Source organism: Halarcobacter mediterraneus (assembly GCF_004116625.1).
Taxonomy (GTDB): Bacteria; Campylobacterota; Campylobacteria; order Campylobacterales; family Arcobacteraceae; genus Halarcobacter; species Halarcobacter mediterraneus.
The window spans coordinates 125,085-151,668 of the sequence record NZ_NXIE01000006.1; the positions used below are offsets into that span (position 1 = coordinate 125,085).

The window sequence follows — 26,584 nt, forward strand, 5'->3', positions numbered from 1 at the left end:
ATTATTATCAATCTAGAAATTTAATTTGTTTTTATCCCTTTTATTGAGTTTAATAATAACCCTATGGTAGTACCATTATGTAATACTGCTGTTTGTATTGGAGAAAAGAATCCAAAAGTAGCACCTGCTAAAATAATAGAATTAATTCCTACTGTAGCATTAAAATTTTTATTAATTAAACTCATAGTGTTATTTGCTATTTCTTTTGCTTCTACAACTGCTGCAATATCATCTTTAAGTAAACTTACATCAGCTGTAGCCTTTGCTATATCAGCACCCCTACTCATAGATATTCCAATATGAGAAGAAATTAAAGCTGGAGCATCATTTATTCCGTCTCCAACAAAAGCAACTTTTTTACCTTCATTCATAAGATCTTTTATAATATTAGCCTTATCTGTTGGTAAAAGTTCTGCTCTAACCTCATCAATATCAAGTTCTTCTGCAATTAATTCTGCTTTTCTTTTAGTATCCCCTGTTAACATAATTATATGTTTTACACCAAGTTTTCTAAGTTTTTGAATTGAGTCTTTTGTGTTTTCTCTAATATTATCAGCAAGACCTATTGTTCCTAGTAATTTTCCATCAAAACCAATATATAAAAGAGTTTTCCCATCTTCTAAACATTTTTCAATTTTATCTTTATGCTCACTAAAATCAATTTTTTCATCATCTTCTAAGAAATGTCTACTACCAATAATAACAGATTTACCTTCAACTTCTGTTTTCACTCCATGGGCAACAATGAACTCTACTTCTTCATGGTGCATATGAATAAAACCCTTTTCTTTTGCAGCTTTTACAACAGCTTCTGCTACAGGATGAAAATAATGTTCTTCTGCTGAAGCTGTTAAATTTAAAACATCTTCTTCAGACCATTCTTTATCAAAAGAATTTACTGAAATAACTTCTAATTGTCCTTCTGTTAAAGTTCCTGTTTTATCAAAAACAAAAGTATCAGCACTATTTAAAGCTTCTATTGATTTTGCACCTTTAATCATTATTCCATTTTTACCAGCTTTAGAAATACTTGATTTAAAAGCAACTGGTGTGGCAAGTTTTAAAGCACAAGAGTAGTCAGCTTGTAAAACAGATGCTGTAGCTTCAAAATCTCTATTAATAGCATATGCAAGCCCTGATAAACCTAAAGTTACAGGTACTAATTTATCCGCTAATTTTGTTGCTTTTAGTTGAACTGAAGACTTTTCATTTAGTGAGTTTTCAATATAATGTCTAATTCTTTGCATTGCAGTATTAGCCCCAACATACTCAGCCCAAATTCTAAGCCTTCCCTCTTCTACTATAGTTCCAGAAATAACCCTATCACCTCTGGCTTTCATAATTGGTTCAGCTTCACCTGTCATAGAAACTTCATTAACACTTCCACTACCTTCAATAATATGCCCATCTACAGGGATTGTATTTCCAATAGCAACTACTACTATATCACCAATATTAATATCTTTACTTTTTATTAAAACTTCAGTGACCTTACCATCAATTTCTCTTTCTACCCAAGCTTCTTCTACATTTGGTTTAGACAACTCTTTTAATAAATCATCACTTTTATGAACGGTAGTTTCTTCAATATACTCTCCAAGTTCTAACATTGCATTTGTAGAGTTTGCAGCTAAATAATCCTTTCTATAAATAGAAATTCCTATTGCTGCACTTTCTAAAACTCTAGAAGTTAAACCATCTTTAAATAACTCTTTAGTACCATCAATTAAAACTGGATAAGAAGCACCTAAAGTTACTGCCATTTTTGAGAGGTCTGTAGAAACTAATTGTTCTGCAACAATTGCAGAACTTGCAATTACTGTTCTTTTAATACTTGGTTTTTCATCACTAATGCATGATACACAAACAGATGCTGTGTCCTCACAAGAACTTAATAAATCATCAAGATTTAAACTCAATAATTTTTCTTCTATTTTATTACATACACTATCATCTCCAAAAGTAAATACAATACTATTTGCTTTTGAATTTACTCTAACACTTTCTACACCAGATATTCTTTCTAAGTTTGTTTTTAAAATATTAGAATCAATATACTCTTCTTCTAATAAAGAAAACTTATATCTAGCCCGTGTAGGAGTTGAATGTACTTTTTTGAATTTATTACTCATACTCTATTCTTATTTTCTATTTAGATTCCATTTGTGCTTTTGCATCTTCATATCTTTCTTTTAATTCTTCCATTCCAGCTTGAAATAGTTCACTCCCTTTTGATGCTGCTTTAAAAATAGTTTCTTGAGCATTTTTATTAGTTAAAAGAAAAGTCACTGCTGCTCCAATTAAAGCTCCTTTTACGAAATCTCCATTTGTAAAAACACTTTGTGATTGAGTATTTGTAGTATTTATAGGATTTTGATTTTGATCTATATTAGTTTGCTGATTAATATATGGATTTTGTTCTAATTGTGTATTTTGAATATTATCAACTGCTCTTGTACTATTGATATCTGTGTTATACCTATTCATATTATTATTTTGATTATTCATTACTTCCCTCTTCAATTAAATTTTTATTATCTTCTATCGATGTACACTTCTTTTCTAATTTATCATCAAGTAATTCAACAGCATAAATTCCTGCCATTCCAACACTTGCAGCTGTTAAAGCTTTAAAAAAACCATTTCTTTGTCCAAGGTAATTTGCAGTAGCAATAGCAGCTCCCGTTGCTATTGCTCCTTGAGATGTTCTTTTTACAGTATCTTTAACTGCTTCTTTTGAACTTATCTTTTCTTCTTTTGCTTTTTTGTAGTTTATTGTTCCTGAGATTATTGCTGAAGCAACTGCTCCACTTACAATATGTCCAACTACATTTCTAGGTTCTCCAGTATTAATAATTGCATCTGCCATTAATTTTCCTTATCTTTATCTTCTATAGTTTTTTCTTCTTTATTATTTGCTATTGCCGTTTTTTCTTTTCTTTCTTTAATACAATCAGCAGTAGCATTAATTGTTTGCTTCACTTCACTAACTGCTTCTTTCCCTTTTTCTAAAGAATCATTTGCAACATCTTTCGATTTATTAAAAAACTTATTTGCTTTTTCTTTTAACTTATCTGATTTATTATATGCAACTACTGCTCCTGCTCCTACTGCTAATCCTAATACAAATGGTAATGCCATGATTTACTCCTTATTATTTTTTTCTAAATAAACATTAAAAAATGCGATTAAAGCCGCTCCAAATGCTGCTCCACCAAGCATCGAAATATTAAGCTTAGAGAATAGTTCAGCTAATTTATTTTGATCAACATTACCTGACATAAGATCATCAAATAAACCTTGATACTCCCCTAACTTTTCCATAAGTAAGTCTTGATTAAAACCTGAAGTTTGATTATTAGAAGAACTTGTATAATACTTTATAACACAATCTCTAAAAGCAGGAAGATGGTTATTATATGAAGCTGCTTGTAATTTATATAAAACATCTTTTATATCTTCATCTTCTGCATGTTGCAATAAATTTTCATACATTGCAATATTTTTTATTTCACCTGCAACACCAAGTTCACAAGCTTCAATATAACTATTAGGCACCTCAACCTTATCAGCCCAATTATTAACTGGTACAGGAACTTGATATTTTTCTAAAAGAACAATTAAAGCAGAATAATGTCTTGCTTCAGCTTCACGAATATTAATAAAAGGTAAAAGAGAACCAAATTTTTCAATTATTGCCGAATAAGTTTCATAAGCTTTAAATTCATCATAAACAGCAATTCTTAAAATCTGACTTCTTACTTCTTGTTCATTATTTAGATCAATTCTTTGTCCAACTAATAAGTCTTCATCAAAATTAGTTTCCAATTTATGCTACCTCCTTTGCAAGATTGTTAATAATCTTTGTTATCTCTTCAAGATTTTGATTTTGCACTAAATCTTCCCAAAGTTTTGGGGCAAAAGTTTCTGGATCATATATAATTGTAACAGAAGCAATTATCTTCTTAATTTTTATACTTTCAATCCCTTTTATCTTTTGAGGTAAACTTTCTATATCTTCTATAGTTATATTTCCCTTTTCCTCTTTTATTTTAGGGCTAACTCTTACTCTTAATCTTCCTGGAGTATGAGCTATTATAGTGAAATATTTAGCTATATTTACAATATCCTCTGTTTTAATCAATTCTTATCCTTTCATTTGTATTTTTGCTTAGAGAAACTTAAGTAAAGCTTATTATAAATTTAGACTCATTATCAATTATAATAATAATTTTAGTTAAAAACTACTTTATTTCTCCCACTTCTTTTTGCTTCAAGTAAAGCTTCATTTAATCTCTCATAAATATTTTCTATACTCTCATTTTTCATACATATTGTACAGCCCATAGAAAGTGTAATAAAAACTCTTTTCCCTTCAATAAAAAAAATCTTTTTCTCAATGAGTTTTCTTATTCTATTTGCAATATTTAATACGTTCAAACTTGATTTTTCATCAATTAAAACTATGAACTTTTCTTCATCAAAACTTCCTAAAATATCTTTTTTTGATATTTCTGAAGAAATCACTTCTAATAATTCTTTTTTTAAAAGTTCTTTTAAATTAAACTCATTGATATTATCAATTTTATTAAAATAATCAATTTCAAATAATACTATTGAAAAATCATTTGAAGCTAGCCATTTTTTTAAAAGATTTGAAATAGTAGATTTATCTGCAACAATTTTTTTTGTATCTAAAGTAATTGATTTATTTCTATTATTTTTATCTATTTCTTTTTTTAAAGCTACTTTATGTTGAGTATTTATTACTCGGAACATTTCATTTATTTTCTTCATTAAATAAGATATTTCATCATTATATTTAATATTCAAGCTATAATTTAAACTTTCAGATAAAGAAACTCTTTTTATAATGCTTGTAATATATTTTATCCTATTAATAAATAGTTTATTCATAAAAATAAAAAATATTATCAACATTAATAAAAACATTAAGATAAATAAAAGTAATATAATTTTCAATTCATATATCATATTTGTATAGACTTCTCTATCATTTATAAGTCTTATAAAAAAGTTATTTGATTCAACTAAATCCTTAAATTTAATATAATAAAACAATCTATTATTCTCAATTTTCTTTATAGTATATGATATTTCAGAATCTTTATAGTTTAATATATCAAAAGAGTTTAAACCATAATTTGAAATAAGGCTTGAATAATCTTCAACCACTTCACTTATACTTGTTAAAAAATTAGAATCAATTGTTCTACCAATTAATAAATACCCTTGAACTTTTCCCTTATAAATAACTTTTTCAAAATGGAAAAGTACTTTTTCATAATCTATTGTAAGATATCTATTATTTTTATTTAAAATTGTTTTTATTGGAGTATTTTTTATAAACGTCAATAATTCTGAAGAAATAGGTAAATACTCTCCTGAACTTATATCATAATATTTACCATACAATATATCTCTATGTTTATTAAATACAATAAAATAAGAAATATCTAACCTTTTCATATAATCTATTTTTTCTGAAAAAACCTTTGTAGAAGTATTTTTATTTTCTAAATCATATAGTATATTACTGTCAGCAGAGTATTCATACCCTATATTTTCTAGTTTTTCATAATAATTATCCAAAAGACTTTGAACTTTTCTTATATTATTTATAATAATTTTATTTTCTAATTTCTCAATGTTTTGTACTCTATAATTTATAAAAAGAGAGATAATTATAAAAAATATAATAAAAACAGTACTAAAAAGAAGTGAGACTTTTTTATTTATACTCATTTTCTAATGGCAATCTTCACATAACCCATATATAATCATAGTATGATTTTTTAGTTCAAAATTATTATCTTTAGCTATATTTTTTTGTTTTTCTTCTATTAAATCATCAGAAAACTCAATAATTTTATGACAAGAAGTACAAACAAGATGATCATGATGTTCAGAAATTTTCAATTCATATCGTTTAACATTATCTCCAACATCTAAACTATTTATAATATTTATCTCGTCAAAAAATTTTACAGTTCGATAAACTGTTGCTATACCTACATCAATATTATATTCTTTTTTTATATTATTTGATATATCTTCAGCAGTTAAATGTTCATCACTAAAAAAAAGTATTTTTAGAATATAATCTTTTTGAATAGAGTTCTTAAAACCTAATTTAGAAATATGCAACTTAAAGTTTTTTAAAAAAGTTTCATAGGACATACTATATTTTTTATTCATTTTTAACCTTAATAATCACTATCAAAATATTATAAAAATCAAACTTAATAATTAATTAATGATAGTAATTATCAAATTAATTTCTATTTAAGCTTTAATACATATAATTTTGAGAACTAATATCATTGAAAGGATAAAAATGATTCAAATTGCTAGTAATGCTATAATAGGAACTGTAGCAAGTAAATTAATAGATTCTGTTTTAAGTTCTAAAATTTCTCAAAAAAATGATAAGAAAAAATGGATAAGAGAAAGAAAATTAAACATTTTTTCAAACTTAAGTGAAGAAATAATACACTTAACTTGTGAAAATCTTGAAGAAAAGAAAACTAATATTAAAAATTCCGTTTCAAAAATTATTCTACTAATAAACGATAAAGACTTAATAAGAACATTAAATAACTATATGTTTATTCTTGATGAATATGAATGTTATAAATCAGATATAAATCTAAATAATTTAAATGAAGAATTAATGGATACATTAAGATTATATATAGAAAGATTTTAACTGATAACTATTATTAATATTAAGTATTATTTAAGTTAATATTACTTAAAATGCCAAACAATTATATGATAACAACTATCATTTTAACAAAATACTCAAAAGGAATTTTATGATAAAAACTAAATTAATCGTAGCAAGCGTAAGTGTAGCAGCTGCACTAGCATTTACAGGTTGTACTGCAACTTCACAAAACACTGAAACTGCAAAAACACAACAAGTGAAGAACAGCATTTTAACTTCTTATGCAAATATAGCAAAAGATAATTATAATGATGCGCTAAACGATGCAAAAATTTTAAAAGAAGCAATTGACACTTTTGCCAAAAATCCAACAGAAAAAACTCTTGAAGCTGCAAAAGAAGCTTGGTTATCTTCAAGGGAATCTTATGGTCAAACTGAAATTTTCAGACTATCTAATGGTCCTATAGATGCAGAAGAAGGATGGGTAGCTGAAAAATATGGTGCACTTGAAGGACAATTAAATGCTTGGCCTCTTGATGAAAATATGATTGATTATACAATTGATGCAAATGGTAAAAAAACTTCAGGTAACATAATTGATACAAATGGAGATTTCAAACCAGGAGGAGAAGGTTCTTCATCAGTTAATGTTTCTAATATTACAGTAGATGCGTTAACTTCATTAAATGAAAATGGAGGAGAAGCAAATGTTTCTACAGGTTATCATGCTATTGAATTTTTATTATGGGGACAAGACCAAGATTACTCAAATTTTGTTAAAGATTCTATAACAAATGGTCCATTAACAGCAGGACAAAGACCATTATCTGATTTTACTTCAGAAAAAAATGCACAAAGAAGATTAGCTTATTTAAAAGCTAGTGCCCAAAAAATTGTATCTGATTTAGAAACTATTGCTAATGCTTGGAATGAAAATGGTTTATATCAAGCTGCATTTCAAGGTAAATTAACAGGAGAAAATAAAGACAAAAACCTATCAAAAGAAGAAGCTTTAAAACAAGTTATCTCAGGAATGGGTGTATTTATGAAATCTGAACTTGCAAATGAAAGAATTGCTGTTGCAGTTTTAACTCCATCAGAAGAAGATGAGCACTCTTGTTTCTCAGACAATACACATAGAGATATTGTAACTAATTATCAAGGGTTCAAAAATATTTTAACTTCAACATATAAAGGTAAATCATATGGTGAATCTTTATTGACAAAAGTTTCGGCAGAAGACAAAAAAAGAATAGAAACTTTAATGAATTCAATTGAATCAAAAATTGCATTAATAGATAAAACAGCAAAGACTAAAGAACACTTTGATTATCAGATTCAACCAGATAATCCTATGGCAAAGACTATTGTAAAACTTAAAAATGAGATGAGAAAACTTGGAGATGAAATGGTAACAATTGCAACTGCAAATGGAATTTCTTTAAGTACTGATGATGTTACAGATCCAGAAGAAACAAAAATTTAAGTTAGTTATTAGTTCTATAAATTTATTCATAAAAAAAAGCCTTATAGCAATTATTGCTATAGGGCTTTTTGGCGTTTATAGTTCAGCAGACTTACTTACTAGTAAACAAAAGAAAGATACTCTTTTACATCCTATTGACAATTTAACTAATGAAGAATATGATAAATTTATTTTAGGAAAAAGTTTTTTTAGAATTCCTTGGGTAGTAGCACCTAGTGCAACAACAGCAAGAGATGGATTAGGACCTTTATTTAATGCAAATACCTGTATGAGTTGTCATCCAAGTAATGGAAGAGGAACCCTTTATAACAAAAATATGCAATTATCAAGATCTATTATTGCAAAACTTTCAATAAAAGCTGAAAATAAAAAAGAACATCTAGATTTTTTAATAAAAAATCCTTTAATTCCTGAGCCTACTTATGGTGTTCAAATAGCAATAAATGGTACACATAATGTGAAATATGAAGCCAAACCAGAGATTAAATTTGAAGAAATCAAAATACAATTTCCTGATGGAGAAGTAGACACACTACTGAAACCAACTTATATTTTAAAAGATTTGCAATATGGAGAACTTGATAAAAATACAATTATAACTTTTAGAATAGCTCCTTCATTAAATGGCATAGGATTATTAGATGATATTTCAGAAAATGATATTTTAGCAAATGCTGATGAATTTGATAAAAATAATGATGGAATATCAGGAAAAGCAAATTGGGTATACTCTCCAATCAATCATAAAAAAGAATTAGGAAGATTTAGCTGGAAAGCAAATATTACAAATGTAAAACATCAAATAGCTGATGCAGCAATCAATGATATGGGTCTTACAACTTCTATTTTTCCTAATGAAGCCTGTACAAAACAACAAACAGCCTGTTTAAATGCTCCTAAGGCAAGGCATAATATAGATATTCCAGACTTTAGACTCGAAGCAATTGAATTTTATTTAAAAAATAGAAAAACTTTTTCTACTAAAAAAGATAAAATTTATAAACAAGGTTTTAATTTGTTTAAGCAAATTGCTTGTGTAAAATGTCATATTGATTCTTTTACGACAAAACAAGGTGTTAAAATTTCTCCTTTTACTGACTTATTATTACATGATATGGGAGAAGGACTTGCAGATGGAAGAAGTGAATTTAAAGCCACAGGAAGAGAATGGAGAACTGCCCCTTTATGGGGGATAAGTCTACATAAAAAAATAAATAAGAAAAATCCTAGGTTATTACATGATGGAAGAGCCAGAAATTTTCAAGAAGCAATTTTATGGCATGGTGGTGAAGCAAAAGCTTCAAAAGAAGCTTATATGCACTTAAATAAAAAAGAAAGAACAACTTTATTAGAATTTTTAGAAAGGTTATAATATGAATATATTTAAAGTTATACTTGCAATTGTATTTTCCACAATTTTAGCAAATGCACAAAGTGATGAAACAAATAAGCAGGTTTTAAAAACAATCTATGAGAAAGTAATATTAATTGATTCAAAAAAAGCATTTGAAAATATTTCAGACTTAAAAAAATCAATAAAAGAAAAAGAGAAAGAAAAATCAAAAGAGTTATTTAAAGATTTTGTTAAATCATGGAAAAGTGTTCAATCGTCATATATTTTAGGAGAACTAAATGAAGATTATATCGATACACCTAGATTAATAGATATTTATCATCATGGAAATGAAGATATAAAACTTCAATTAGATAGAGCTATAAAAAGTAAAGATGAAGTAAGAATTGTTTTGTTTAAAAACTCTTTAAAATCAATAAATGCTTTAGAGTACATTTTATATAAAAAAGATATTTCCACTAAAAGAGTAAATGAAATTGCATTAACTATTAGTAATAGATTACAAACTCATTTAAATGATATTTATGAAGAATATAAAACTCAAAAAAACAATTTTTTGTCTGACTTAAAAAAAGCTAATAGTATATTAATAAATAGACTAACACAAAATAGTTATAAACTTAAAGAGTGGAGAGTAGGAGATACTTTAGGCTTGAGTAAGAAATATGAAAATAATCCTAATAATAAAAGAGCTGAATATTATACAAGTAAGAATTCATCTTTAGCAATTGATGCTATTTTAAATACTTATAAAAATATTTTTAATAATGATAAATATTTTGATTATGGTGACTATTTAAAAACTTTAACACAAGAAGGGCAAATTAAAGAATTCAGAGAGACTATCGATAAAGCAATAAAACTAAATAAATCAATTAAAAATGATGATTTTTCAAAAGCAAAAGAATTATTTGAAGAAGCAAATAAAATTCATATAATTTTATTTTTAGATTTAATTGAAGAATTATCAATCAATGCAAAAATAATAGAAGCTGACGGTGACTAAACTTGAATAATGTTCTATTTTTAGAATATTTTATAAATCCAGATAGAAGAACATTCTGGATTTATATTTTATCTTCAATTACTATTGCAATAATTTATTTATATTTTAATAAAAAACAAATAAAAGTAAATACCTCTAAAGCTCTTTGGCTACATCCTAGTGCAAAACTAGATTATTATTATTTTATTTTTTCTTACTTTATTAAAATATTGATAATTTTTCCAGTAGTAATTAGTGCACAAACTATTGCACTATTTATAAAAAAATACCTATTTTTGGAATTTGGTTTTTTTCAAATAAACTATATTTCATATGAATCTATAATAATACTTTATACAATATGTTTATTTATAATAAGTGATTTTACAAGATACTGGATACATAGATTTTTACATACAATACCTATTCTCTGGGAATTTCATAAAATTCACCATAGTGCTAAAGTTTTAACACCTTTCACTTTTTATCGAGTTCATCCTATAGAAAATATTCTTTTTGGATTCCGATATTCAATAAGTATTGGTCTTACCACTGGTATATTTTTATACTTTTTTGGTTCAAAAGTAGGTTTACTTGAAATTATAGGAGCAAATGCTTTTGTCTTTATTTTTTCTTTTTTAGGTTCAAATCTAAGACATTCACACATTCAATTATCTTATTTTACATTTCTCGAAAAATGGTTTATTTCACCTAAACAACATCAAATTCATCATAGTAAAAAGTTTTTTAATAAAAACTATGGTGGCTACTTAGCAATATGGGATAGAGTTTTTGGAACATTAAAAATTTCTAAAGAAGTTAAAGTCCTAAAATTTGGGCTGAGAAAGAAACAAATGAAAGATTATCAATCAATACCACAATTATTAATATTACCATTTGTAAATATTTTAAGGAGAGAAAAATAAATGAAATATTTAAAACTTATAGTGATTCTTAGCTGTACATTATTATTTACAGCTTGTATGAATAAAGAACTTTCAAAAGAAGAGTTACAGCAACAAAAGAAACAAAAAGAGGAATTAGGAAGGGTTCTATTTTTTGATAATAATTTATCAAAAAATAGAACTCAATCTTGTGCTACTTGTCATAATCCTGCAACAGGTTTTGTAGATAATAGAGAAAATGGTGTAAAAAGTATGGCTTCATTAGGAGATGATAGTAAATCATTAGGGGATAGACAAGCCCCAACTGCATCTTATGCTATGTTTAGTCCTAAGTTTCATTTTGACAAGAAAAAAAATAAATATATTGGTGGCCAATTCTGGGATGGAAGAGAAAAAACTTTAGCTGGACAAGCTGGTGGACCACCTTTAAATCCTATTGAAATGGGAATGCCTTCAAAAAAAGCAGTTGTTGAAAGACTAAAAGAAAACCCTTATTATATTAAAACATTTAAAAAGATTTATGGAGAAGAAATTTTTTCTTCAATTGAAAAAACATATTTTGCAATGACAGATTCAATTGAAAAATTTGAAATGACAAAAGAATTTGCTCCTTTTGATTCAAAATATGATAGATTTTTAGAGGGAAAATATGATTTAACTCCATTAGAAGATTTAGGAAGATCTTTATTTTTTTCAAATAATAATAACTCTTGTGCTACTTGTCATGTTTTAAAAGGAGAAGATAAAAAAGGAGAGACTTTTACAAATTATGAATATCACAATATTGGAACTCCTATAAACCATGAATTAAGAGCAATGAATGGGGTAAAAGAAATAGATAAAGGTTTACTTGCAAATCCTAAAGTGAAAGATAAAAAACATTTAGGAAAACATAAAGTCCCTACTCTAAGAAATGTTGCAATAACTGCTCCATATATGCATAATGGTGTTTTTAAAGATCTAAGAACAGTTGTTGAGTTCTATGATAAATATAATAATCCTAGTAGAAAAATAAATCCTGAAACGGGCAAACCATGGAATGAGCCAGAAGTGAAAGAGACTATATCTTTAGAAGAACTAAAAGCAAAAAAACAAAATGATAGAAAAGTTGATGCTTTAGTTGCATTTATGAAATTACTTACTGATAAGAGATATGAATATTTATTAGAAGAAAATATAAAAAAATAATATCAAGGAAGACTAACTTCCTTGACTTGAGATTAAAAAGAATACGCTACAGTTAAAGTAAATTTATCATAGTCTTCATCACTATTTTCAGCATTTAAGTTTACGTATAAAGCACCAACAGATAAATTATCAGTAATATTATAATCTACTGTCAAATCTAGTTCTTTATCTTTATTGCCATCAGAATCCATTTGTCCATATAATGCACCTAATTCAACTCCTGCAGGAAGTGCATAAGTAACATTTAAATATGTTGTATCAGTATCTGCATCATAAACTTTTTCTCCATCTCCACCTCTTAAAGCATCAAAAGGGTTAATATTTTCTCCTAAAGTAGACATAGAACCTGCTCCAACATTTTTATCTGTTGTAATGTATCCTAAATTAAACCCAAAACCTGCAATATTAAATCTACTTTCAAGATGAGCTATATCTCCATCTTCTCCAATATCTTCGCTACTTTGTGCTCCATGTGCAGTAACTCCAAAAATATCAGTATCATAATCTGCTTTTAAACCATACCATTTAGCTAGATTATCAGCTTTATAATAATATGGGTTTATAACTAAACCTTTAATACCTTCATATTTTGCATCTAGAACTGCTGCATAATCAATATCCTCACCAAAGTCTGTAAACTCTTCTAATACAGCATCAGCATCAGCAACAGCAATTCTTTGAGTATACCCTAAAACTACAGTAGTATCAGGAATTGCAGTAACTCCAACTACTGCTGCTTCATGGAAGTCACCTAGCCATTCTAAATCTATTTCTTGTCTACCAAGTGTTAGACCTAAATATTCATTTGCATATGAAATATTTGCAGTATGTATAATAGCTTTTTGTTCTGAACCATCAGAATAATCACCATCTTCTACTTCAGAAAAATCATGATTTCCTCTAAAGCCCACTGCTGCTTTAAATCCATTTAATTCACCTGTTTCATAAGATAGACCTATTGAGCCCATTGTAAAACCAGAATCAGGATTTGATCCTTCATTATTTTGTCTTTCACCATATAAAGTGATATCACCGCTTACATTACCAGCTTTAAATGCTTCATCTATACTATTTGCACTTAAACTACTTACTAAAAGTAAAGATGATGCAACTAAACTTAATTTTTTCATTAACTGCCCCTTGTGTGTAAAACTGTAATAAAAAAACAACTCCAATAAAAAAGTTTTTAGCTTTTAGAATAAAGCTGTAATTTTATTACACCAGTTTTCAACTCTTTCATCAGTTAAGTCAGATTGATTATCTTCATCAATAACAAGTCCAGCAAATTCACCATCTACCTCAGCTCTAGAATATTCATATTCATAACCATCAGTTGAAGTTTTTCCAATAATTTCTGCTTTATTCTCAATTAATGTCTCATACATTATTCCTAAAGCATCAACAAATTCATGACCATAACTTTCTTGATCTCCTAAACCAAAAAGAGCTACTTTTTTCCCTGAGAAATCCATTTCTTTTATATCATCAAAGCAATCTTCCCAATCATCTTGAAGTTCACCTTCTCCCCATGTAGAAATACCCATAATAATTACTTCACAATCATTCATTTTATCTACACCATCACTTGCTATATCAACTAAATCAAAACCTTCTAAATTATCATTAATTTTATTTGCTACTTCTTCTGTATTTCCTGTACTTGTTGCGTAAAATATTGCTTTCATTTTTTTCCTTTTATCTTAAAATTGATCTTAATGAATATGGGATTAGTTTTATTTCATATTCATCATCTATTATCATATCACTGCATTGTACTTTGATATGTTTATTAAAATTATCACTTTTAGGATATACTAAATAAACTTGTTTAAATTCTGTATTATTTATACAATTAATAGCTTTTTTTATATGACTATTTATATCTAATCTATTACTATTAATAAATTCCCAAAAAGTAAATATTTTTGTTTGTAATGTTCTTTCTTTATATATTAAATCTATACTATCATCATATATTTTTACCTCTCTATCAAATTGTTGTTTCATTATTTTATTAGACACAAAGTTTTGAAAAGTTTTCTCAGCATCTAAATACAAAGAAAACTTATTATCTAATAATGTTTTTATAAAGTAAATTGAAATATCAAAACTATTTTTACTTTCAATAAATATAGAATATTTATTAAATTTTAAATCATTTTTTTCTTGTAGTTTCAGGAAGAAATCTTTTATAAGTAAAGTTTTTTGTATATCAATTTTTACAGCCTTTGAATATACATAACTACATTGAAGATTAAAAAATATCTTTTTTAAGAATAATTCAAATAAATTAAAATTTTTACAATAATAAAAATCATTTTTTGTAAATTTATTATTGCACTTTTGATTTTCATTAAATAGTTTTAAAAACATTAATCTTTTATTTGTATTATTGTTAAACTTATCAAAGGACGGCAAGTTTTCCTCTTGCCATTCAAATCCAATTTTTTTCATTAATGTAAAGACTCACATATAATTTCATTTGTTAGTGTACTTAATTTTTTTCTATCCAAATTTTTATATCTCATACTAAGTAGTTTTACTATGGAACAAGACATTTTAGAATTAACTTCTCTCCCTGAGCATCTAAGTAGATGCCTAATCTCTTTTTTTAAAATTAAAGTTGACATAATTCTTCTCCTTCTTTATATCAATAAATAATTATCTTTTACCCAAAATTCTAATATCTATATTTGTAGTAAATTTATATTTAATATAGTTTTTATCAAGAATATGGGCAATAGCCAAAAACTCATCTAAATCTGCATCCATAACATCTTTTAGATTTACAATTCTGCTAGTTGCAGATTCATACTTATAGTTTTTAAAACCATTTAATTCATTTAAAATTAATTCACTCATTTATTCCTCACATTTATTCATATTAAGAAATTTACAAACCTCACAATACACAGAGCTTGCACTTCTTTTAGTACAGATAATTGGAATATTTTTCTTTTTTGCTTCTTTTCTATATTTATACATAGCATTATGATTTAAAAAATCAGTTAGCATTAAAACATAATCTGTATTTTGAGGTATATCTTTTCTACAAGCACTTGATTTTTTTCTTGTGTCCCAATGTGTTATAGAAAAACTACCTAACTGATCTAGAATACTTTTTATAGTATCAATTTTGTCCCCACCAATAATTAAAACTGACATTTATTTTCCTTTTATGATAATGAATATCAGTATATTAACAATTCAAAACTTAAAGTTTCATTATAATGAGAACTATTATCATAATAAAAATAAAAACTTTTATGATTTTTTTTATATAATTAAATTTTTAGGAGTTATTGTGAAAAACATTATATTTTTATTCACTTGTTTTTTATTTGTTTTAAATGCCGATGAAATACAACCATTAACCGAATCTTGGGAACCATACCAAATTGAGACAAAAGATGGATTAGAAGGTATAGGTATTGATTTAATAAAAGAAATACAAAAAAGAGTGGGCAATAAAAAAGAAATCAAAGTTTTCCCTTGGAAAAGAAGTTATAATATTACTTTAAATAAAAAAGGTTATGCTTTATTTCTTACTACAAAATCAAAGCACAGAGAAAACTTTTTTAAATGGGTAGGACCAGTTAATTCTATGAAAATTAAATTTTTTAAAAATGCAAGTAGAAAAGATTTATCAATAAATTCTATTGAGGATGCAAAGAAAGTGTCTTCTATAATAGTTGCAGAAAATACTATTTCAGAAGAAACTTTAAGAGAATTGGGATTTAAAAATTTAGAAATTAATACTATTTCAAATGGCAGTTTTTATAAACTTTTAGAAAATAAAGTTGATTTATATCCTGTAGAGTATGATTCATTTATATATAAACTAAAAAAAATGAAACTTGAAGATAAAATAATTCCTGTAAAAATGAAAGAACCTATTATTAAATCTCAACTATATATTGCTTTTAATAAGAAAACAGATGATAAAATCATAAAGAAATGGCAAAAAGCTTTAGATGATATTAAAAATGATGGAACATACAAAAGAATATTAGAAAGATATGGTAAAAGTGAAGAGACTTCTTTTAAATAAAACTGTATATATTATATCAATAATATTAATAATTCTTCTATCAATTTTATTTATTAATTTTAATCAAACAATAATAAAATCTACAGAAAAAACAAAAAATAAGTTGGAACAAATTGAAGACATTAGTAAAATTGATACTTTAGCTTCTTTTATTGCAAATTCAAGTGTAATTTATCTTTCTAATTTAGCAATAGAAGATTTGAAAGAAAAAATATTATTAGATTTTCAAAATAGATTCATTGAAGCAATTGTAATAAAAGATAATTATCTCAATGAAAATTTACTAATTGCTCACCGAACTGAAAATAATAAAATATTATTTGTAAAAAAACTACCTAAAAAATATTTTAAATATTATAATAGTATAAAAAAAGACATCATAGAAAATAAAACTTATACTAAAAATAAATTAGGAACAATTACCATTTATTATAAATCTTTTAATACTTATGGTAATTTAATAAACCTTACACAAAAAGAAAAAGACTATTTAAAAGAAAAAAAGATTCTTTATACTTGTATTCATCCTAACTGGATGCCTTTAGGTAAACTTGAAGAAGATAAACATTTAGGAATTTCATCAGACATAGTAAAACTCATATCAAATGAACTTAACATAAACATAGAATTGATTGAAACTAAAACATGGGGAGACTCATTAGATTTATTAAGAAACAAGAAATGTGATTTTTCACCATTAACAACAGAAAATAGACTTAAAAAAGAGTATTTAAACTTCACAAAAGAATATCTAAATTTAAATATTGTTGTAGCCACAAGACCAAATGTTCCTTTTTTTGATAACTTAAAACACTTAAAAGAAGAGAAGTTTGCAGTTATAAAAAACTATTCTTTACTCAAAGATTTAAAAGAACAATACCCAAAAATTGACTTTATTGAAGTAAACTCTTTGAAAGAAGGATTAAAAAAAGTTAAACAAGAAAAAGTATTTGGGTATATTGACAACTCTTTGGTAATTAATCATGCTATTCAAAAAGAGTATTTAGATGATATTTTCATTTCGGGGAAATTAAAAGGAGAAATGAAACTTGCAATTGCAACAAGAAAAGAACTATTAATCTTAAATGGTATTTTTGAAAAACTTGTATTAAATTTAAATGAAGACATAAAACAAAATATTTTTAATAAATGGATTGTAAACAATTATCAAATTAAAACAGATTATACCTTAGTTTGGCAACTAATGATAGTTTCTTTATTTATAATATTTATCACTTTATATTGGAATAGAAAATTATCCAATTTAAATAAACAATTAGAAGAACAAAGAAATCATGCATATGAAGCATCAAAAGCAAAAGCAAAGTTTCTTGCAAATATGAGTCATGAAATAAGAACACCAATGAATGCAATTATTAATATCTCTCATTTATTATTAGAAAGTAATTTAAAAAAACAACAATATGAATATACTAAAAAAATTGAAAAGAGTGCAAACTCTTTGCTTAGAATTATTAATGATATTCTTGATTTTAGTAAAATTGAAGCAGGTAAAATTGAATTTAAATATGATGTCTTTAGCTTGAGAGAACTAATAAATGATTGTATTGACTCTATAGATTCATTTCTTGATAAAAAAAATTTGGAATTCAGTTTAGAATATGACTCAAACTTAAATGAATACTATTATGGAGACAAATTAAGAATATCACAAGTACTGATAAATATCTTACATAATGCTGTTAAATTTACAAATACTGGTTATGTAAAATTAAAAGTGCAACAAAAAGATAAAAATCATTTAAACTTTGAGATAGAAGATAGTGGAATAGGTCTAACTAAAAAAGAACAAAAAAATATATTTAACTCATTTGTTCAAGGAGATAGCAGTAGCTCTAAAAAATATAAAGGTACAGGTTTAGGTTTAGCCATTACAAAAGAGTTAATACAATTAATGGATGGTAAAATTTCAATTAAATCAAAAAAAGATAAGGGAACTACTTTTTCTTTTTTTATAAAATTAAAAAAATCAACAAAAGAAGAATGCTTCAATCCAATTATTAAGAAACCTGATTTTACAAATAAAAAAATTCTTCTTGTTGAAGATAACAAAATCAATCAACAAATCATTACAGCTTTACTAAAAGGAACAAAAGCTCAAGTTAGAATTGCATTTTGTGGGCAAGAAGCAATTGATATAATAAAAGAAAAATCTTCTTTTAATTTAATTTTAATGGATATTCAAATGCCTGATTTAGATGGTTACGAAACAACAAAAAAGATTAGACAAATAAATAAAGAGATTCCTATTATTGCAATTACTGCAAATAGTTTTGAAGAAGATATTGAAAAAGCTATAAACTCTGGGATGGATGCTCACCTAAAAAAACCTATTGAAATTCAAAAATTATATGCAACTTTAGAAAAATATATATAATAAATAAATTCATACTAAATTGAGTTATTTGTGAGACATTGTTTTAGTATAATATTTATATGAGAATTTTGATTTATAATAACAATAGTGCAGAATTTGAGAAATTTTGTTCAATGATTGAACTTTATCCTATTAATATCATTGTAGATAAAGCTTCAAGCTATAATGATATAATATATTTAACAAAACAAAATCAATATGAAAAAATTTTTGTAGATTATGATGATATTGGTAAAAAAATTGTTAATCAAATTCTTAAAAAGAATCCTAAACAAAAAATTTTTTTGATGAATGAAAATTTTGAATGTCCTATGGAAAAAGATTGTTATACCTGTAGAAAGAAATATCAAAAAAATATTATTATTAAACCTTTATGCCAAAATCAATTAACTAAAATTTTAAGTAGAAAATTTACTTGTGAAAGTGAAAATCTATCACACAAAGAATTTACTCTTGAAAAAATTAAAAAAAAAGTTCAACAAAAGTATCCTTATTTAACATTTGATTATTGCAAAGATAGAGATTCTTTTCTTTCAAATAATATTTCCACTTCAGCATTAGTATATGTAACAGACTTATTAAACAAACATCAAATAGAGTTTCAAGTAACACATAAAAACCAGATTTTAATTAATTAACATCTTTTTTTAATGATTTTTTTTATATAGTTATCTTCTAAAATAGGATATAAAATGAATAAAGATGAAGCTGTATTAACTATAAACAACTTGTCATTTGGTTACTCAAAAGATAATTTAATATATAAAGACTTTAACTTAGAAGTTAAAAACAATGAATTAATTTCTATTGTAGGAACAAGTGGAAGTGGTAAAAGTACTTTATTTGAACTTATTTCTAAAAACTTAAAACCTATAAAAGGAAGTATAAGCTCAAAAAAAGTATCTTGTATTTACCAAGACCCTTACAGTTCTTTTCATCCATCTTTTAAAATTATTGAACAAATTAAAGATGTGGTTAATCCCTTAGATTTAGAAGAAAAAATACAAGTTCTTTTAGAAAAACTAAATCTAACAAGAGAGATAATTACTAAAAAACCTCATGAATTAAGTGGTGGACAGCTTCAACGATGTTCTATTTTAAGAGCATTACTTATGGAACCTGATTTATTATTAGTAGATGAGCCTACCTCAGCTTTAGACAATATAGTCGCTATTGAAGTAATGAAACTATTAATAAATAATTTAGATAAATGTGGTATGCTTTTAATTACTCACGATAACAGTCTTGCCAACTGGAGCAGCGATAAAATTATTAATTTAAACGAATTACAAAAGGATTAAAACAAATGAACAAAACTCCTACAAAAGCACTAGTACTTTTAAATATGGGTGGGGCAAGAAATAAAAACGAATTAAAAATGTTTTTAACAAATATGTTCAATGACAAAAATATTTTAACTGTAAAAAGCAATCTACTTAGGTCATTTATTGCAAAGTTTATTGTTACTACAAGATTAAACTCAGCATGGGAAAACTATGAAGAGATAGGTGGATATTCACCACTTAATCCTCTTACGGAAAAACTTGTAGAAAAACTAAATAAAGAGCTACAAGAAGTAGAAACTTTCCAAGTTATGAGATATACACCTCCTTTTGCAGACGAGTGTATAAAACAATTAAAAGAAAAAGGTATTAAAGATGTAGTATTACTACCTTTATATCCTCAATACTCAACTACAACAACGAAGTCTTCATTAGAAGATTTTGAAGAAGTAGCAAAAAATGAGTTTAATCTTACAGTTATAGAACCATTTTATGAAAATGAAATTTATAATGATGCAATTATTAACTCTATTACAAAAGAAGTATCAAATGCTAGAAGTGAAGATTTTAACTTAATTTTCTCAGCCCATGGTTTACCTCAGAAGATTGTAGATGCAGGTGATCCATATGAGAAACAAGTAAATGACCACGTGGAAATACTATCACAAAAATTAGAGAAAAAAGGTATCAAATTTAAATCTATTTCTTTAGCTTATCAATCAAAGGTTGGACCATTAAAATGGTTAGAACCAGCATTAGATGACGAATTAAAAAGATATAAAGATGATAATGTACTAATCTACCCTATTGCCTTTATTGTTGATAACTCTGAAACAGACTTTGAATTAAGTATTGAATACAAAGAAGAAGCAGATGAAATAGGAATAAAAGATTATAGAGTTTGCAAATGTGTAAATGATGATGATATTTTTATTGAAGCAATAAAAGATATCACAAAACTCAATTGATATTTTAAGAATAAAAGACTAAGGGTATAAATGAAAATAGAAGATGTTCTTTTAAAACTAGCATATGATGCTATTAACTACGAGTTTGATAATACAGTTTTAATTGATAACTCTTTAAAAGAACAGTTTTCTATTCTTAATGAACAAAGAGCTACCTTTGTTACACTAAACCTAAACAATAATCTACGAGGTTGTATGGGCAGTTTAATAGCCCATAGAACACTTTTTGAAGACATCATCCATAATGCAAGAGCTGCAGCTTTTAGTGACTTTAGATTTAATAGACTTTCGCAACAAGAGTTTAAAAATATTGAGATTGAAATTTCTATCTTAACTCCTGCACAAGCTATAGAATACAAAGACTTAGAAGATTTAAAACAAAAACTTATTCCAAATAAGCATGGTGTTATTTTAGAATTAGATGGGAAAAGAGCAACTTTTCTTCCACAGGTTTGGGAACAACTTCCTACTTTTGAAGCTTTTATATCTCAACTTTGTAAAAAAGCAGGACTTGACCCAAATAATCTACCAGGCTATCCAAAAATTCAAATCTATGAAGTTGAAAAAATAAAGAAGTCTTAACATGAATTATTATGAGAGCTCAAGAAAGTCTAAACTGAAATGTTTACTTTGCTCTTATTATTGTGATTTAAAAGATGGACAAATAGGTATTTGTGGAGTTAACAAACATATCGATGATAAGATTAAGTGTTTAGTTTATGGTCATATTAGTGCTTTTAATATTGACCCTATAGAAAAAAAGCCTCTATATCATTTTTTACCAAAATCAAAATCCTTATCTTTAGGAACAGTTGGGTGTAACTTTCATTGTAATTTCTGTCAAAACTATGGAATATCTCAAGAGAAGAAAATAGATAAATCAAATTATATTTCACCAAGTGATGTAGTAATGATAGCAAGACAAAAAGCTTGTGAATCAATTTCATATACATACAATGAACCAACTATTTTTTACCCCTTTGCAAAAGGCATTGCCCTTGAGGCTAAAAAATATAATATAAAATCAGTATTTGTAAGTAATGGCTTTGAAAGCAAAGAAGTGATTGACGATATGAAAGGTATTATTGATGCAATAAACGTAGATTTAAAATCTTTTGATGAAAACTACTATAAAAAAAGTCTTGGTGGAAATTTAAATCAAATACTAGAAAATCTAATTCTCTTAAAAACAAATGGTATTTATACTGAAATTACAACTTTACTAGTTCCTACAAAAAATGACTCGAAAGAAGAGATAACAAATATTGTAAAGTTTATAAAAAACAATCTGGGGGAAAATACTGTTTGGCATATTTCTGCTTTTCATCCTGACTATAAAGAATTAAACCTTCCTAGAACTTCCTTTGAAAAACTAAAAGAAGCCTATGAGATAGCAAAAGAGTATGGATTAAAATATGTATATATTGGAAATATAGGATATGAAAATAATACATACTGCTCAAACTGTAATGAACTTCTTATATCAAGAGAGTTTTTTGATGTAAAACAATATAATCTAAAAAATGGTGCATGTCCAAAATGTAAGAAAAAACTTGAAGGAGTCTTTAATGGATATTAGAAAAACAGTTGTAAGTGGAAGTTTTTATCCAGATACAAAAGAGGAAATAAAAAGATATATTGAACACTTCAACTCTAACTTTACACTTGAAAATGAACTTGATATGGATATTAAAGCTTTAATAGTTCCTCATGCAGGATACATTTATAGTGGTTTTACTTCAAATTTAGCCTATAATATTGCAGCAAGACAAAACTTTGAAAATATTATTGTAATAGGTCCCTCACATAGACACTATTTAAAAGGAGCATCAATTGCATCTTATAGTGAATATGAAACTCCCTTAGGAAATATCAAGATAAATATTGAACTAGTAAATAAACTTAAAACAGACTTTGACTTTTTATGCTTTGATGAAGATGCACATTTTGAACACTCAACAGAGACTCAAGCTCCTTTTATAAAAAATTACTTTCCTAATTCTAAAATCATAGAAATAGTATATGGAGAGCTTAATTTTAAAGAGTTGTCATTCTTAATTGATAAATTAATAAATGAAGGGAAAAACCTAATAGTAATAAGCACAGATTTAAGTCATTTCTATCCTTTAAAAGAAGCAAATGTTTTAGATAATAACTGTATACGAGCAATTACTACAAATAGTATAGAAAATTTAAATAAAGGTTGTGAAGCTTGTGGAGGAATAGGTATAAAAGCAATTATTAATACCTCAATTAAAAATCATCTTACAAATAAATTTCTTCATTATTGTACAAGTTACGATATAAGTAAAGATGATAAAAAAGTTGTAGGATATACTTCGTTTCTTATAGGTAAAAAGTTAAATTGATTTTTTTCCACTTTTTCGATATAATCGCCTCTTGATAAAAAAGGTGTATTAAACTTATGAATAATATTATTGAAATTGAAAATCTATTTTTTTCTTATGATAAACAATATATACTAGAAGATATAAATCTAAATATTTCAAATGATGACTTTCTAGCAATAATTGGACCAAATGGTGGAGGAAAATCAACATTATTGAAATTAATTTTAAATATTTTAAATTTCAATAAAGGAAAAATAAAAAAGCACCTTAAAAAAGATGAAATAGGTTATGTTCCACAAAACACTAACTTAAATATAGATTTTCCAATTACTGCTTTAGAAGTTGTATTAATGGGCCATATAAGTAAAAAAAAGAAATTATTCGGTTATAGTAAAGAGGATATCTCTTGTGCAATGCAATCCCTTAAACAAGTTAGCATGGAGAGTTTTGCAAATAAAAAAATTGGTGATTTAAGTGGAGGAGAGAGACAAAGAGTATTTATTGCACGTGCACTTTGTTCAAATCCTAAACTTATGCTCCTTGATGAGCCTACTGCAAGTATTGATGTAAAAGGACAAAATGAAATCTATGAATTACTTAAAGATTTAAATAAATCAATTTCAATCGTAGTAGTAAGTCATGATATTTCTGTCTTATTAAATTATGCAAAAAATGTTGCACATGTTAATAAAAAACTTGTTTATCATCATTTAGAAAATATTGAAAAAGAATATAATCCAACAGAAGAACATTTATGTGAAGTTGAACTACTCTCTGCTTTAGGTAAGAAACAAGTTTCATGTAACTCTTTACATAAATAAAGAAAGAAAAAAATGATTGAAGCCTTACAATATGATTTTATACAAAATGCAATTCTTGCAGGAATATTAGTTTCACTTGCTGCAGGGATTATTGGTTCTTTAGTAGTTGTTAATAGAATTACTTTTTTAGCAGGGGGAATTGCACATAGTGCTTATGGAGGAATTGGTTTAGCTGTTTATTTAGGATTACCTATTCTTTTTGGAGCAACAGTTTTTGCAGTTATCACTGCAATTATTATTGCAATAATAACTTTACAAAACAGAAATAGAATTGATTCAATCATTGGAATAATGTGGGCCTTAGGTATGGCAATAGGAATAATTCTAATTGATCTAACACCAGGATATAATGTTGACTTAATGTCATATCTTTTTGGTTCGATTATAGCAGTATCTCAAGAAGATATTATTTATCTAACAATTTTAGATATCTTTATTATAAGTTGTATATCTTTATTTTATAAACAAATTTTAGCTGTTTCTTACGATAGTGAATTTGCTTCACTTAGAGGTATTTCTATAAAATTTTTTTACACTCTTATTTTAATTCTTGCAGGATTAACTGTTGTTGCAGCAATAAAAGTTGTTGGATTAATATTAGTCATAGCATTACTTACTATTCCCACTTTTATTGCAGAGCAATTTGCTAATAAACTTTCATCAATGATGATGATTAGTTCTTTTTTTGCAATACTTTTTACTCTAGGGGGACTAAGTCTATCATATTTTTATGATATTAGTTCAGGAGCAAGTATCATTATGGTTGGTGTTTTAACACTTATAATTATTAAACTTATTGGAAAAAAATGAATACAGAAATAGAATTAGGTGTAATTAATACCCTTAAAATATCGAGAGTTAGTGAACCAGGACTTTATTTAACTGCTTTAAATGAAGAAGAAGTTTTATTACCAAATACATATATAACAAAAGAAATGCAAATCGATTCTACTTTAAATGTATTTATTTATACTGATAGTGAAGATAGGCTAGTAGCTACAACATTAACTCCACATGGATATAAAAATGATTTTGTCTCTTTAGAAGTAGTTGATACTGCAAAGTTTGGTGCTTTTTTAGATATGGGTCTTCCAAAAGATTTATTAGTTCCTAAAAATAAACAAAAATCTAACTTCGAGATAGGAGATAAAAAAGTAATTCAAATTGTAGAAGATGAAAAAACACATAGACTCATAGGAACAGAAAAGTTTGAGCTTCTAAAACTTGATTATAAATTTTCACAAAATGAAGAAGTAGAAATTATTCCATATATAAAAACACCTTTAGGTTTTAAAGTTATTGTAAATAACAAATATCCAGGACTTATTTATCATAATGAAATTTTCGAGAAAATACAAATTGGAGATAAAAAAAGAGCTTATGTTAAACTTATCAGAGAAGATGGAAAAATTGATATCTCTTTACAAAAAATTGGTGCAAAAAAAAGTGATGATAATTCACAAAAAGTTTTAAGTATATTAAAACAAAAAGATGGTGAAGTAAATTTTACATATAAAAGTGATGCTGAAGATATAAAAAATACTTTTCATATGAGTAAAAAAGCTTTTAAATCTTCTTTAACGAAACTACTTAAAGATAAAAAAATTCTTCTAACTGAAACTTCAATAAAAGCTATATAATAGCTTTTATTTTTTGTTCTATTTGAATATATAAACTTTTACATTCATCTATAGAAAATTCATTACTCTCAAGCTTTTGTAATAAACTACAAATATCATCTAAAGAAATATTTAAACAAGAATTTTTTATATAATGAGCTTTTTTAGAGATTTCATCTTTCTTTTCTTCTTTAATTAATTTCCCTAAATCCTCTAAATCATTCAGAATATCTTTTTTAAATTTATCGACTAATAATAAAGCTATCTTTTCACTTACCCCTAATTTATTTATTACTTCATTTATATCTATAGAACCTTTATCTTTTAAATTATTTTTATTACTTCCTTCATTCATATTTTCATTTTTAATTAAGAAAAGATCAAAAAGCTTATAAAGATCAGAAGTGTTAATAGGTTTACTTAAGTAACCATCCATACCTAAACTTAAGAATTTTTCTTTATCACCTTTTACTGCATTAGCAGT

The 26,584-nt window shown here is 25.9% G+C and carries 32 protein-coding genes; 17 read left to right on the top strand and 15 right to left on the bottom strand.

Annotated features, from left to right (window positions below; all coding sequences use genetic code 11):
* Window positions 1-20: 20 nt before the first annotated feature.
* The 8 genes from CP965_RS13110 to CP965_RS13145 all read right to left on the bottom strand — a co-directional run bounded on the left by CP965_RS13110 (window position 21) and on the right by CP965_RS13145 (window position 6,219).
* Window positions 21-2,132, bottom strand: a complete 2,112-nt coding sequence (locus CP965_RS13110; RefSeq protein ID WP_129062565.1) for a heavy metal translocating P-type ATPase — start codon at window positions 2,130-2,132, stop codon at window positions 21-23.
* 16 nt (window positions 2,133-2,148) lie between these two features.
* Entirely contained in the window at window positions 2,149-2,508 is a 360-nt protein-coding gene (locus tag CP965_RS13115; protein WP_129062566.1) for a YtxH domain-containing protein, read from the bottom strand.
* Entirely contained in the window at window positions 2,501-2,869 is a 369-nt protein-coding gene (locus tag CP965_RS13120) for a hypothetical protein (protein ID WP_129062567.1), read from the bottom strand. Before CP965_RS13120 ends, CP965_RS13115 begins: the two co-directional genes overlap by 8 nt.
* Entirely contained in the window at window positions 2,869-3,141 is a 273-nt protein-coding gene (locus tag CP965_RS13125; RefSeq protein ID WP_129062568.1) for a YtxH domain-containing protein, read from the bottom strand. The genes CP965_RS13120 and CP965_RS13125 overlap by 1 nt, the downstream gene beginning before the upstream one ends.
* Before the next feature lie 3 nt (window positions 3,142-3,144).
* A complete protein-coding gene (locus CP965_RS13130) occupies window positions 3,145-3,828 on the bottom strand; it encodes a ferritin-like domain-containing protein (RefSeq protein WP_129062569.1) in 684 nt (227 codons plus the stop codon).
* Window position 3,829: 1 nt separating this feature from the next.
* Complete coding sequence (locus CP965_RS13135; protein WP_129062570.1) at window positions 3,830-4,144, bottom strand: hypothetical protein; 315 nt, start codon at window positions 4,142-4,144, stop codon at window positions 3,830-3,832.
* An 89-nt stretch (window positions 4,145-4,233) separates the two neighbouring features.
* Window positions 4,234-5,766: a diguanylate cyclase gene (locus CP965_RS13140; protein ID WP_129062571.1), complete on the bottom strand. Its 1,533-nt coding sequence runs from the start codon at window positions 5,764-5,766 to the stop codon at window positions 4,234-4,236.
* A gap of 3 nt (window positions 5,767-5,769) precedes the next feature.
* On the bottom strand, window positions 5,770-6,219 hold the full coding sequence (locus CP965_RS13145) for a Fur family transcriptional regulator (RefSeq protein ID WP_129062572.1): 450 nt from the start codon (window positions 6,217-6,219) through the stop codon (window positions 5,770-5,772).
* A 139-nt stretch (window positions 6,220-6,358) separates the two neighbouring features.
* Here CP965_RS13145 and CP965_RS13150 point away from each other — a divergent pair, with 139 nt between their 5' ends.
* From CP965_RS13150 to CP965_RS13175, 6 genes are all read left to right on the top strand, one after another.
* Window positions 6,359-6,730: a hypothetical protein gene (locus tag CP965_RS13150; RefSeq protein WP_129062573.1), complete on the top strand. Its 372-nt coding sequence runs from the start codon at window positions 6,359-6,361 to the stop codon at window positions 6,728-6,730.
* A 109-nt stretch (window positions 6,731-6,839) separates the two neighbouring features.
* Entirely contained in the window at window positions 6,840-8,177 is a 1,338-nt protein-coding gene (locus tag CP965_RS13155; protein ID WP_129062574.1) for an imelysin family protein, read from the top strand.
* Window positions 8,146-9,549, top strand: coding sequence for a di-heme oxidoreductase family protein (locus tag CP965_RS13160; protein WP_228712733.1), 1,404 nt, complete (start codon window positions 8,146-8,148; stop codon window positions 9,547-9,549). The genes CP965_RS13155 and CP965_RS13160 overlap by 32 nt, the downstream gene beginning before the upstream one ends.
* Before the next feature lies 1 nt (window position 9,550).
* Window positions 9,551-10,537 (top strand): imelysin family protein, encoded by a 987-nt coding sequence (locus CP965_RS13165; protein WP_129062576.1) that lies wholly within the window; start codon window positions 9,551-9,553, stop codon window positions 10,535-10,537.
* 2 nt (window positions 10,538-10,539) lie between these two features.
* Window positions 10,540-11,442 carry a sterol desaturase family protein gene (locus CP965_RS13170; RefSeq protein ID WP_129062577.1) on the top strand — a complete coding sequence of 301 codons (903 nt, stop codon included), beginning with the start codon at window positions 10,540-10,542 and terminating at the stop codon, window positions 11,440-11,442.
* Entirely contained in the window at window positions 11,443-12,609 is a 1,167-nt protein-coding gene (locus tag CP965_RS13175) for a cytochrome-c peroxidase (RefSeq protein ID WP_129062578.1), read from the top strand.
* 32 nt (window positions 12,610-12,641) lie between these two features.
* Here the strand turns inward: CP965_RS13175 and CP965_RS13180 are convergent, their stop codons facing one another.
* From CP965_RS13180 to CP965_RS13200, 6 genes are all read right to left on the bottom strand, one after another.
* A complete protein-coding gene (locus tag CP965_RS13180; protein ID WP_129062579.1) occupies window positions 12,642-13,739 on the bottom strand; it encodes an Opr family porin in 1,098 nt (365 codons plus the stop codon).
* A 63-nt stretch (window positions 13,740-13,802) separates the two neighbouring features.
* Window positions 13,803-14,294, bottom strand: coding sequence for a flavodoxin (locus CP965_RS13185; RefSeq protein WP_129062580.1), 492 nt, complete (start codon window positions 14,292-14,294; stop codon window positions 13,803-13,805).
* Between the two features lie 10 nt (window positions 14,295-14,304).
* The gene (locus tag CP965_RS13190; protein ID WP_129062581.1) at window positions 14,305-15,063 is read right to left on the bottom strand and encodes a hypothetical protein; all 759 of its coding nucleotides are present in this window, start codon (window positions 15,061-15,063) and stop codon (window positions 14,305-14,307) included.
* The gene (locus tag CP965_RS14170) at window positions 15,063-15,239 is read right to left on the bottom strand and encodes a hypothetical protein (protein WP_164971033.1); all 177 of its coding nucleotides are present in this window, start codon (window positions 15,237-15,239) and stop codon (window positions 15,063-15,065) included. Before CP965_RS14170 ends, CP965_RS13190 begins: the two co-directional genes overlap by 1 nt.
* 31 nt (window positions 15,240-15,270) lie before the next feature.
* Entirely contained in the window at window positions 15,271-15,471 is a 201-nt protein-coding gene (locus tag CP965_RS13195) for a hypothetical protein (protein WP_129062582.1), read from the bottom strand.
* Entirely contained in the window at window positions 15,472-15,774 is a 303-nt protein-coding gene (locus tag CP965_RS13200; RefSeq protein ID WP_129062583.1) for a DUF2325 domain-containing protein, read from the bottom strand.
* 139 nt (window positions 15,775-15,913) lie between these two features.
* Between CP965_RS13200 and CP965_RS13205 the strand changes: the two genes are divergently transcribed.
* The 11 genes from CP965_RS13205 (at window position 15,914) to CP965_RS13255 (ending at window position 26,121) form a co-directional block, all read left to right on the top strand.
* A complete protein-coding gene (locus CP965_RS13205; protein ID WP_164971034.1) occupies window positions 15,914-16,660 on the top strand; it encodes a substrate-binding periplasmic protein in 747 nt (248 codons plus the stop codon).
* Entirely contained in the window at window positions 16,629-19,058 is a 2,430-nt protein-coding gene (locus tag CP965_RS13210) for an ATP-binding protein (protein WP_129062585.1), read from the top strand. Before CP965_RS13205 ends, CP965_RS13210 begins: the two co-directional genes overlap by 32 nt.
* 68 nt (window positions 19,059-19,126) lie before the next feature.
* Window positions 19,127-19,696 carry a hypothetical protein gene (locus CP965_RS13215; protein WP_164971035.1) on the top strand — a complete coding sequence of 190 codons (570 nt, stop codon included), beginning with the start codon at window positions 19,127-19,129 and terminating at the stop codon, window positions 19,694-19,696.
* A 54-nt stretch (window positions 19,697-19,750) separates the two neighbouring features.
* Complete coding sequence (locus CP965_RS13220; protein WP_129062587.1) at window positions 19,751-20,359, top strand: ATP-binding cassette domain-containing protein; 609 nt, start codon at window positions 19,751-19,753, stop codon at window positions 20,357-20,359.
* A gap of 5 nt (window positions 20,360-20,364) precedes the next feature.
* The gene (gene hemH / locus CP965_RS13225) at window positions 20,365-21,309 is read left to right on the top strand and encodes a ferrochelatase (protein ID WP_129062588.1); all 945 of its coding nucleotides are present in this window, start codon (window positions 20,365-20,367) and stop codon (window positions 21,307-21,309) included.
* Between the two features lie 30 nt (window positions 21,310-21,339).
* Window positions 21,340-21,891, top strand: coding sequence for an AmmeMemoRadiSam system protein A (gene amrA / locus CP965_RS13230; RefSeq protein ID WP_228712734.1), 552 nt, complete (start codon window positions 21,340-21,342; stop codon window positions 21,889-21,891).
* 1 nt (window position 21,892) lies between these two features.
* On the top strand, window positions 21,893-22,888 hold the full coding sequence (gene amrS / locus CP965_RS13235) for an AmmeMemoRadiSam system radical SAM enzyme (protein ID WP_129062589.1): 996 nt from the start codon (window positions 21,893-21,895) through the stop codon (window positions 22,886-22,888).
* A complete protein-coding gene (gene amrB, locus CP965_RS13240) occupies window positions 22,878-23,678 on the top strand; it encodes an AmmeMemoRadiSam system protein B (RefSeq protein WP_129062590.1) in 801 nt (266 codons plus the stop codon). The genes amrS and amrB overlap by 11 nt, the downstream gene beginning before the upstream one ends.
* 56 nt (window positions 23,679-23,734) lie before the next feature.
* Window positions 23,735-24,481: a metal ABC transporter ATP-binding protein gene (locus CP965_RS13245; RefSeq protein WP_129062591.1), complete on the top strand. Its 747-nt coding sequence runs from the start codon at window positions 23,735-23,737 to the stop codon at window positions 24,479-24,481.
* A gap of 12 nt (window positions 24,482-24,493) precedes the next feature.
* Window positions 24,494-25,291, top strand: a complete 798-nt coding sequence (locus CP965_RS13250) for a metal ABC transporter permease (RefSeq protein WP_129062592.1) — start codon at window positions 24,494-24,496, stop codon at window positions 25,289-25,291.
* Window positions 25,288-26,121 (top strand): CvfB family protein, encoded by an 834-nt coding sequence (locus CP965_RS13255; RefSeq protein WP_129062593.1) that lies wholly within the window; start codon window positions 25,288-25,290, stop codon window positions 26,119-26,121. The genes CP965_RS13250 and CP965_RS13255 overlap by 4 nt, the downstream gene beginning before the upstream one ends.
* Here the strand turns inward: CP965_RS13255 and CP965_RS13260 are convergent.
* On the bottom strand, window positions 26,114-26,584 hold a 471-nt coding region (locus CP965_RS13260; protein WP_206732307.1), incomplete at its 5' end, for an Hpt domain-containing protein. The two genes, CP965_RS13255 and CP965_RS13260, sit on opposite strands and share 8 nt — an antisense overlap.